Source organism: Nocardioides deserti, assembly GCF_014266025.1.
GTDB lineage: Bacteria > Actinomycetota > Actinomycetes > Propionibacteriales > Nocardioidaceae > Nocardioides > Nocardioides deserti.
Genome location: NZ_JACMYC010000016.1, coordinates 63,239 through 72,994 on the forward strand (window position 1 = coordinate 63,239; position 9,756 = coordinate 72,994).

The following is a 9,756-nucleotide window of genomic DNA, read 5'->3' on the forward strand; positions in this document are numbered from 1 at the left end:
CGGCTGACCGGACCGCCGCACGGACCCTGAACGGACCCGCATGACCGCCCTGCTCTACCTCCTCGGCGTGGTGACCTTCGTGGTCGCGATCCTCGTCTCGATCGGCCTGCACGAGCTGGGCCACATGATCCCCGCGAAGGCGTTCGGCGGGAAGGTCACGCAGTACATGATCGGCTTCGGCCCGACCGTGTGGAGCAAGCGCGTCGGCGAGACCGAGTACGGCCTCAAGGCGATCCCGCTCGGCGGCTACGTGAAGATCATCGGGATGCTGCCGCCGGGCGCCGCCGCGGTCGCCGACGAGGTGACGTACGACGAGCACGGCCAGCAGGTCGTCCGGGTGCGGAAGTCGAACACCGGCATGTTCACCCAGCTCATCTCCGACGCACGTGCGGCGGAGTGGGAGCTGGTCCAGCCCGGCGACGACGAGCGGCTGTTCTACAAGATGCCGTGGTGGAAGAAGGTCGTCGTCATGGCCGGCGGCCCGACGGTCAACATCCTGATCGCCTTCGGCATCTACGCCTCGGTCTTCGGCACCTACGGCAACCCCGGTGACGTCGAGATCGAGCCGGTCGTCAGCTCGGTGCAGGAGTGCGTCGTCCCGGTCGAGGAGGACGGCCGGGTCTGCACCGCCGCCGACCCCGTGACCCCGGCCGTGCAGGCGGGGCTCGAGCCGGGCGACCGGTTCGTGGCCTTCAACGGCACCCGGATCGAGGACTGGCGCCAGCTGCAGGACCTCATCCGCGGCAACGACGACGGCCGCGCCGAGATCCTCATCGAGCGCGACGGCCGCGAGCAGACCGTCGTCACCAACACCACCGTCTCCGCCCGGCCGACCTCGGCGACCGACGAGACGTTGACCCAGGTCGGCTTCCTCGGCATCTCGCCGAGCGCGGACATCGTGACCGGCGGCGTCGGCTACACGCTGGGCCAGATGGGCCAGATGACCAAGGACACCCTGGTCGCGCTGGCGACGCTCCCCGCGAAGGTGTGGGACGTCGCCCAGGCGATCGTCGGCCTCGAGGAGCGCGACCCCGAGGGGCCGGTCAGCATCGTCGGCGGCGGCCGGCTCGCCGGCGAGACGACCGCGCACGAGGAGATCCCCGGCAACGACAAGCTGGCCTTCCTGCTGCTGCTCATCGCCGGCTTCAACTTCTTCATCGGCATGTTCAACTTCATCCCGCTGCTGCCGCTCGACGGCGGCCACATCGCCAGCGCCCTGTGGGAGGCCGTCCGCCGCGGGTTCGCCCGCGTCCTCGGCCGCCCGGACCCGGGGTACGTCGACGCCGCCAAGCTGCTGCCCGTGGCGTACGTCGTCGCCTCGGCCATGCTGGTCATGGGGGTCGTGCTGATCGTCGGCGACCTCGTGGTGCCGCTGCACCTGCCGGAGTCCTGAGCGACGTCCGACCCCCTCGGGCCGCGCCGTACCCTTGAGCACATGACCGCCATCAGCCTCGGCATGCCCGCGGCACCGCCGCCGGTGCTCGCGCCGCGCCGACAGACCCGTCAGATCCAGGTCGGCAAGGTCGGTGTCGGCAGCGACCACCCGATCTCGGTGCAGTCGATGACGACGACGGTGACCGCCGACATCAACGCGACCCTCCAGCAGATCGCCGAGCTGACCGCGTCGGGCTGCGACATCGTCCGCGTCGCCTGCCCGAGCCAGGACGACGCCGAGGCGCTCCCGGCCATCGCCGCGAAGAGCCAGATCCCGGTCATCGCCGACATCCACTTCCAGCCGAAGTACGTCTTCGCCGCCATCGACGCCGGCTGCGCCGCGGTCCGCGTGAACCCCGGCAACATCAAGAAGTTCGACGACCAGATCAAGGAGATCGCCCGCGCGGCGGCCGACCGCGGCACCTCCATCCGGATCGGCGTCAACGCCGGCTCGCTCGACAAGCGGCTGATGGAGAAGTACGGCAAGGCCACCCCCGAGGCGCTCGTCGAGTCGGCGAAGTGGGAGGCGAGCCTCTTCGAGGAGCACGGCTTCCGCGACTTCAAGATCTCGGTCAAGCACAACGACCCGGTCGTCATGGTCCGCGCCTACGAGCTGCTCGCGGCCGAGGGCGACTGGCCGCTGCACCTCGGGGTGACCGAGGCAGGGCCGGCGTTCCAGGGCACGATCAAGTCCGCGACCGCGTTCGGCGCGCTGCTCTCCCAGGGCATCGGCGACACGATCCGGGTCTCGCTCTCCGCGCCGCCGGTCGAGGAGGTCAAGGTCGGCCTCCAGATCCTGGAGTCGCTCAACCTGCGACCCCGCCGCCTCGAGATCGTCTCCTGCCCCTCCTGCGGCCGCGCCCAGGTCGACGTCTACAAGCTCGCCGACGAGGTGACCGCCGGCCTCGAGGGCATGGAGGTCCCGCTGCGCGTGGCCGTCATGGGCTGCGTCGTCAACGGCCCCGGCGAGGCCCGCGAGGCCGACCTCGGCGTCGCCTCGGGCAACGGCAAGGGCCAGATCTTCGTCAAGGGCGAGGTCATCAAGACCGTGCCGGAGTCGCAGATCGTGGAGACCCTCATCGAGGAGGCCATGCGGATCGCCGAGGGCATGGAGTCCGTCGACGGCGCCGGCGCCGAGGTCACGGTCGGCTGACCCGGGAGGTTCGTCGGTCCAGCTGACAGGTCCGTCGGTCGAGTTCACCAATTCACCGGTTGACCGGTGAACCTGTTCACCTACCGGCCTCCGCCTCGCACTTGACCGAGGAACCTCGCGCTTGACCGAGGAAGGATCATCGGTCAAGCGCGAGGTTTCTCGGTCGAGTCCGCGGTCGGCGGGGACCAGCGACAGGTTCATCGGTCCGGTCGACAGGTTCGTCGGTCAGGATTACCAATCCACCGGTTGACCGGTGGATTGGCAAGCAGAGGAACGCCAGCCCACGACGGCGCTGACCACGACGCTGCCCGGCGACGGCGCGACCCCGTAGGCTGCCGATGTGCTGTCGACCCGGTCCGGTGTGCGTCCCCTCGGGGCGGCCGACCTGGACGCCTTCCTTGACCTCGCCGGGCGTGACCCGGTGGTCAACGTCTTCGCCGACTACCGCGCCCGCACCACCAACCTCGAGCCCCGCTGGCTCGGCGGGGAGATGTGGGGCCGCTTCGACGGCGGCGACCTGGTCGCCGCCTGCCACGTCGGGGCCAACCTGGTGCCGGTCCAGGCCGGGCCCGACGACGCCCGCGCGTTCGCCGAGCGGGCGCTGAGCCGCGGCCGAACCGTGTCCACGATCGTCGGGCCGCACGCCGCGGTCGAGGCGCTGTGGGAGGGCGTGGCGCCCGGCTGGGACCGCCCGCGCGAGGCCCGCTGGCGCCAGCCCCACCTCGAGATCGCCGGTCCGCCGGAGATCGAGCCGGACCCGCGGGTGCGACGTACGACCCGGCAGGACATGCCCGAGCTCTATCCCGCGTGCGTGGCGATGTACACCGAGGAGGTGGGCGTCTCGCCCGAGCACGGGGGAGGGGCCGAGCTCTACCGCGCCCGGGTCACCCAGCTGATGAACCGGGGGTGGTCCTTCGCCGCGTTCGAGGACGACCGGTTGATCTTCAAGGCCGAGGTCGCCTGCGCCTCCCCGCACGCCGCCCAGATCCAGGGCGTCTGGGTCCCGCCCGACCAGCGCGGCCACGGGCTGGCCGCGCACGGCATGGCTGCGGTGGTCGAGATGGTCCGCGCCGAGGTCGCGCCGGTCGTCTCGCTCTACGTCAACGAGTGGAACGAGCCCGCGCGCCGCGCCTACGCCCGGGTCGGCTTCGCCGAGACCGCGCGGTTCTCCACCGTGATGTTCTGACCGGCGCCCCGACACGCCTCTGAGAGGGTGCAGCCATGAGCCTGCCCCTGAGCGCCAAGGTCCTCGCCACCGGCTTCACCGTCAGCGGGGTCGTCCACCTCGTGAAGCCCGAGGTCTTCGAGCCGCTCATGCCGGCGTGGGTGCCGGCCCACCGCGAGGTGATCTATGCCAGCGGCGTGGCCGAGCTGGTGTGCGCCGCGGGCATGGCGATGCCCGCCACCCGCAGGGTCGCCGGCTATGCCAGCGTGGCCGTGCTCCTGGGCGTCTTCCCGGGCAACGTCAAGATGGCGCAGGACTCGCTGCGGACCCGCAGCACCCGCTTCAAGGCGATCGCGATCGGCCGCGTGCCGATGCAGCTGCCGATGATCCGGGCGGCGCTCAAGGCCGCGCGGAGCTGACCAGGCGCTGACCCGCCGGGGCGCAGGAACCCCCGCGCCGACGGCCGGGCCGCCGCCGTACCCTTGCGCCCATGACCGCCCGGATCCTGCGCATGTCGAGCCTCTTCGTCCGCACGCTGCGCGACGACCCGGCGGACGCGGAGGTCCCCAGCCACAAGCTGCTCGTCCGGGCCGGCTACATCCGCCGCGCCGCCCCCGGCATCTACACCTGGCTGCCGCTGGGCCTGCGCGTGCTGCGCCGCATCGAGGACATCATCCGCGAGGAGATGGACGCGATCGGCGCGCAGGAGGTCAGCTTCCCCGCGCTGCTGCCGCGCGAGCCCTACGAGGCGACGAACCGGTGGACGGAGTACGGCGACGGGCTGTTCCGCCTCCAGGACCGCAAGGGCGGCGACTACCTGCTCGGCCCCACCCACGAGGAGATGTTCACGCTCCTCGTCAAGGACCTGTACTCCTCCTACAAGGACCTTCCGCTCGCGCTGTACCAGATCCAGACCAAGTACCGCGACGAGGCGCGTCCGCGCGCCGGCCTGCTGCGCGGCCGCGAGTTCATCATGAAGGACTCCTACTCCTTCGACGTCGACGACGCCGGCCTGGAGGAGAGCTACCAGCGCCACCGCGACGCCTACGTCCGGATCTTCGACAAGCTCGGGTTCGAGTACGCCATCGTCCAGGCCACCTCCGGCGCGATGGGCGGCTCGAAGTCCGAGGAGTTCCTCGCCAAGGCCGCGGTCGGCGAGGACACCTACGTCCGCTGCACGAGCTGCGACTACGCCGCGAACGTCGAGGCCGTCCAGGTCCGCGCGCCCCGCCCGGTGCCCTACGGCGACGCGCCGGCCGCCCACGCCGAGGCCACGCCCGGCACGCCGACGATCGAGACGCTCGTCGACCACCTCAACGCGGCGTACCCCCGTGCCGACCGCCCGTGGCACGCCGGCGACACCCTCAAGAACGTCCTGGTCACCCTCAAGCACCCCGACGGCACCCGCGAGCCGCTCGCCATCGGCCTGCCCGGCGACCGCGAGGTCGACCAGAAGCGCCTCGAGGGCCAGCTCGAGCCGATCGAGGTCGAGCCGATGGACGAGGCCGAGCTGCGCAAGCACCCCGCGCTGGTCAAGGGCTACATCGGCCCCGGCGTCCTCGGCGAGGAGAACGCCTCCGGCATCCGCTACCTCGTCGACCCCCGCGTCGTCGAGGGCACCCGCTGGGTGACCGGCGCCGACGTCGACGGCAGCCACGTCCTCGACCTGGTCGCCGGCCGCGACTTCACCCCCGACGGCACCATCGAGGCCGCCGAGGTCCGCGACGGCGACCCGTGCCCCGGCTGCGACGACGGCGTGCTCGAGACCGCGCGCGGCATCGAGATGGGCCACATCTTCCAGCTCGGCCGCAAGTACGCCGAGGCGCTGGGCCTGCAGGTGCTCGACGAGAACGGCAAGCTCGTCACCGTCACCATGGGCTCCTACGGCATCGGCCCCTCGCGCGCCGTCGCCGCGGTCGCCGAGGGTACCGCCGACGAGCAGGGGCTGTGCTGGCCGCGCCACGTCGCGCCGGCCGACGTCCACCTGGTCGCGACCGGCAAGGACGAGGCGGTCTTCGCCGCGGCCGAGCGGGTCGCCCACGAGCTGTCCAAGCAGGGCATCGAGGTGCTCTACGACGACCGCCCCGGCAAGGTCAGCCCCGGGGTGAAGTTCAAGGACGCCGAGCTCATCGGCGTGCCGACGATCGTCGTGGTCGGCAAGGGCCTGGACGACGGCGTCATCGAGGTCAAGGACCGCCGGACCGGCGAGCGCGAGCAGGTGCCTGCCGACCACGTGGTCGACCACCTCGTCCGGCTGGTCCGCGCCTGACGTCGCGGCACCTGCCTGCGGGGTCGCCCTGCAGGAAGGTGCAATGCACGAACCTGAGGAGACGCGGGCATCGACCCGGCGACCCCGCGTGAGGCAAGGTCGTGCCCGAGGGAGCTCTACGTCGGTCCCCACCTCGGACGGCTCCCTCGGACCCACGTGTCCGGGTCACCTTCGGTCCGCGTGCTCGCCCACCCCGGGGAACATCTCGGGAGTTCCCCGGAAGGCGAGCCCGCGGACCGCTGTGCGTACCAGCACCTCGACCGCCCACCGGCGCAGGTCGTCGGCCGTGTGCCCCACGAGCGAGGCGTACGCCGTCGCGCAGTCGGCCTCCAGCTCCCGCGCCCGCCGCTCCACGGCCGGCGTCGCGGCCAGCCGGTCCGGCAGCTCGTAGGCCGGCTCCGCGGCGACCGGCTCGGCCCCCCGGTCCCGGAGCTCGCGCTCGAGCCGGTCGCGCTGCGCCCGGTGCTGGACGTAGGCGTCCTGGAGCGCGGCGTAGAGCTCGGGGGACCCGGACTCCGACGTCTGCGCGCCCAGGGCACCGACGACGTGGAGGGCGGCGTGCTCGGCCGCGAGGGTCGCCTGCAGGGCGTCGAGCGTGGTCATGCGCTCGCCCCCGGGCGGCGGGGGAGCAGCACGAGCTGCTGGGCGACGGCGGCGGCCATCGAGGCGAGCAGCTGCGCGAGCTGTCCGCTGTCGGCGCGGACGGCCTGGTCGGCCAGCCGGCGCTGGGTGGCGGTCGCCCGGCGGCGTACCAGCGCCAGGGCCGCGGCGGCGTCCGCGGTCGGCGGCGCGGCGGGCCCGCGCTGCTCGCCCTCGAGCGCCGCGAGGTGGGCGGCGTGGGTGTCCTCGAGCCCGGCGAGGGCATCGCGCAGGCGCGGGTGCCGCACCCGCACCGCGGCGACGAGGGCCAGCGCCTCGGCGAGCCCGCCGACCGCCTCGTCGACGAGCGCCTCGTCGGCGTCCGGGTCCGGTGCGGGCGCCGGCGAGGAGCCGCCGGAGGGGTCCGCTCCGGGCAGCAGGTCGCCCACGTCGGAGGCGTCGCAGGCGCCGAGGGAGCCGGCCAGGACGGGCACCAGGGTGACGGTGCCCACGCCGACGACGGCGCGTCGGGACGCGGGCGGCAGGGGAGGCACGGCGCGACCCTAGCCTCCGTCCCGTGCCGGGCTATGGTGTCCGGACGCTGGGAACCGCAGGACAACAGAACAGGGAGGTCGCCCACCCGTGACCACAGGCAAGCAGGACGCCGTCCGGGGTCGGATCGAGGAGGAGCTCCGCGACCCCCTGCAGGCGCTGGGCCTCGACGTCGAGGCCGTCGAGATCACCCCCGCCGGCAAGCGCCGCGTGCTCCGGGTCGCGGTCGACAAGGACGGGGGAGTCACCCTCGACGACGTCGCCGACGCCACCCGTGAGGTCGACCGGGTGCTCGAGGCCTCCGACGTGATGGGCGAGCAGCCCTACACCCTGGAGGTCACCTCCCGCGGCGTCGACCGCCCCCTCACCCTCCCGCGCCACTGGCGCCGCAACGCCACCCGGCTGGTCAAGGTCACGACCACCGCCGGCGAGACCCTCACCGGGCGCATCACCTCCTCCGACGAGGAGGGCGTCACCCTCGACGTCACCGGCCGTGAGCGGCGGCTGGCGTACGGCGAGGTCGCCAAGGCGCTGGTGCAGGTCGAGTTCAACCGCAAGACCGACCCCGACGAGGGTCTCGACGAGGAGGAGTCCTGATGGACATCGACCTGAGCATCCTGCGGATGCTGGAGCGGGAGAAGGAGATCTCCTTCGACGTCCTCGTCGAGGCGATCGAGCAGGCCCTGCTCACGGCGTACCACAAGACCCCGGGCGCGCAGGAGCGCGCGCGCGTCGAGCTGGACCGCAAGTCCGGCCACGTCACCGTGCTGGCCACCGAGGTCGACGACGACGGCAACCCGGTGGGGGAGTACGACGACACCCCGCAGGGCTTCGGCCGCATCGCCGCGACGACCGCGAAGCAGATCATGCTCCAGCGGCTGCGCGACGCCGAGGACGAGATCCGGTTCGGGGAGTTCTCCGGCCGGGAGGGCGACATCATCTCCGGTGTCATCCAGCAGGGCCGCAACCCCGACGACGTCATGGTCGACCTCGGCAAGCTCGAGGCGCTGCTGCCGGTCAGCGAGCGCGTGCCGGGCGAGGACTACCGCCACGGCACGCGGATCAAGTGCCTGGTCGTCTCGGTGCGCAAGGGCATGCGGGGCCCCCAGGTCACGCTGTCGCGCTCGCACCCGAACCTGGTCAAGAAGCTCTTCGCGCTCGAGGTCCCCGAGATCGCCGACGGCACCGTCGAGATCGCAGCGATCGCCCGCGAGGCGGGCCACCGCACGAAGATCGCGGTCCACAGCAGCACGCCCGGGGTCAACCCCAAGGGCGCGTGCATCGGCCCGATGGGCCAGCGGGTGCGCAACGTGATGGCCGAGCTCAACGGCGAGAAGATCGACATCGTCGACTGGTCCGAGGACCCGGCGACGATGGTGGCCCACGCGCTGTCGCCGGCGCGGGTCACCTCCGTCGAGGTCGTCGACGCCGCTGCCCGCTCCGCGCGCGTCGTGGTACCGGACTTCCAGCTCTCGCTCGCCATCGGCAAGGAGGGCCAGAACGCCCGCCTGGCCGCCCGGCTGACCGGTTGGCGCATCGACATCCGTTCCGACGAGGGCGACGACGCCTGACCTGCGCCCGTCCCGCCTCCCGGTTCGGGGCCCCGCCGGTTCGGGGCCCCGCCGGTTCGGGGCCCCGCCGGTTCGGGGCCCCGCCGGTTCGGGGGCCCGCCGGTTCGGGAAAGGGCCGCCGACCCGGTAGGGTTGATGCCAGTGGTTCGCTCTCCCCAGTCCCGTGCACGCCCGGACGACATCGACCCCTCGGGGCCGGTCCGGACCTGCGTGGGTTGTCGGAAGCGGGCCGCCAAGCGCGAGTTGTTGCGGGTGACCGCCGGCTCGGACCGCGACGGCCAGCCGGCCGTGGTGCCCGATCCGACAGCCACCGCTCCCGGGCGTGGTGCCCACCTGCACCCCACCCAGGAGTGCTTCGACCTCGCGGTGCGCCGGAAGGCGTTCGGCCGGGCCCTGAAGACCAGTGGCACGCCCGGGCTCTCCAGCGCACCGGTGGCCGAGCACCTCGCTCGCTCGCACGTCCGACCTGTCAACACCTGATGCACACGACCAGGAACTGGAGCAGCAGCTCATGAGCACTCGATGAGTACTTCCCAATGAGTTTGCACAACCACCAACGGTCCTAGGACGCCGAGCGCGGGTCTGGGGCCAGAAGGAGAAACGTGGCCAAGACCCGAGTTCACGAGCTCGCCAAGCAGTACGGCGTCGAGAGCAAGTTCGTTCTCGAGAAGCTCAAGGAGATGGGGGAGTTCGTCAAGTCGGCGAGCTCCACGGTGGAGCCCCCCGTCGAGATGCGCTTCAAGAAGGAGTTCGGCGAGCAGCTGAAGGCTGCCGGCGGCTCCGCACCTGCCGAGGCACCCGCTGAGAAGGCCGCTCCCGCGGCCCCCCGGGCGCCCCGCGCCCCCGAGGCCGCTCCGGCGGCCCCCGCCGAAGCCGCCCCGTCCGCCCCGGCTCCGGCCGAGGCCCCGACGGGTCAGCCGACCGCTTCCCCGACCACCGAGCCGGCAGCGCCGGCCAAGGCCGCTCCCGGTGGCCCGCGACCCGGCCCCCGGCCCGGTCCCGCGGCCAAGCCGGCCCCGGAGCCCGAGAAGGC

General features: G+C 72.6%; 11 protein-coding genes. 9 read left to right on the forward strand and 2 right to left on the reverse strand.

Going from position 1 to position 9,756, the window contains the following annotated elements; translation table 11 throughout:
* Positions 1-40 precede the first annotated feature (40 nt).
* From H7344_RS17705 to H7344_RS17725, 5 genes are all read left to right on the forward strand, one after another.
* Complete coding sequence (locus H7344_RS17705; protein ID WP_186347315.1) at positions 41-1,393, forward strand: M50 family metallopeptidase; 1,353 nt, start codon at positions 41-43, stop codon at positions 1,391-1,393.
* A 42-nt stretch (positions 1,394-1,435) separates the two neighbouring features.
* Entirely contained in the window at positions 1,436-2,587 is a 1,152-nt protein-coding gene (ispG, locus tag H7344_RS17710) for a flavodoxin-dependent (E)-4-hydroxy-3-methylbut-2-enyl-diphosphate synthase (protein ID WP_186347316.1), read from the forward strand.
* Between the two features lie 340 nt (positions 2,588-2,927).
* Positions 2,928-3,773, forward strand: a complete 846-nt coding sequence (locus H7344_RS17715) for a GNAT family N-acetyltransferase (protein WP_186347317.1) — start codon at positions 2,928-2,930, stop codon at positions 3,771-3,773.
* A gap of 35 nt (positions 3,774-3,808) precedes the next feature.
* A complete protein-coding gene (locus H7344_RS17720; RefSeq protein WP_186347318.1) occupies positions 3,809-4,171 on the forward strand; it encodes a DoxX family protein in 363 nt (120 codons plus the stop codon).
* Between the two features lie 71 nt (positions 4,172-4,242).
* Entirely contained in the window at positions 4,243-6,021 is a 1,779-nt protein-coding gene (locus H7344_RS17725) for a proline--tRNA ligase (RefSeq protein WP_229706851.1), read from the forward strand.
* A 165-nt stretch (positions 6,022-6,186) separates the two neighbouring features.
* Here H7344_RS17725 and H7344_RS17730 read toward each other — a convergent pair whose 3' ends face one another.
* Both H7344_RS17730 and H7344_RS17735 read right to left on the reverse strand, forming a co-directional pair.
* Positions 6,187-6,624 (reverse strand): ferritin-like domain-containing protein, encoded by a 438-nt coding sequence (locus tag H7344_RS17730; protein WP_186347319.1) that lies wholly within the window; start codon positions 6,622-6,624, stop codon positions 6,187-6,189.
* Positions 6,621-7,154, reverse strand: coding sequence for a hypothetical protein (locus H7344_RS17735; RefSeq protein ID WP_186347320.1), 534 nt, complete (start codon positions 7,152-7,154; stop codon positions 6,621-6,623). The genes H7344_RS17730 and H7344_RS17735 overlap by 4 nt, the downstream gene beginning before the upstream one ends.
* Positions 7,155-7,242: 88 nt before the next feature.
* On the opposite strand from H7344_RS17735, the gene rimP reads away from it, so the two are divergent.
* The 4 genes from rimP to H7344_RS17755 form a co-directional block, all read left to right on the forward strand.
* Positions 7,243-7,749, forward strand: a complete 507-nt coding sequence (gene rimP, locus H7344_RS17740) for a ribosome maturation factor RimP (RefSeq protein WP_186347321.1) — start codon at positions 7,243-7,245, stop codon at positions 7,747-7,749.
* Positions 7,749-8,723, forward strand: a complete 975-nt coding sequence (gene nusA / locus H7344_RS17745) for a transcription termination factor NusA (RefSeq protein ID WP_186347322.1) — start codon at positions 7,749-7,751, stop codon at positions 8,721-8,723. Before rimP ends, nusA begins: the two co-directional genes overlap by 1 nt.
* Positions 8,724-8,858: 135 nt before the next feature.
* Positions 8,859-9,203: a YlxR family protein gene (locus H7344_RS17750; RefSeq protein WP_186347323.1), complete on the forward strand. Its 345-nt coding sequence runs from the start codon at positions 8,859-8,861 to the stop codon at positions 9,201-9,203.
* 122 nt (positions 9,204-9,325) lie between these two features.
* Positions 9,326-9,756 (forward strand): translation initiation factor IF-2 N-terminal domain-containing protein (locus tag H7344_RS17755; RefSeq protein WP_186347324.1); only part of this gene is annotated, 431 nt, incomplete at its 3' end.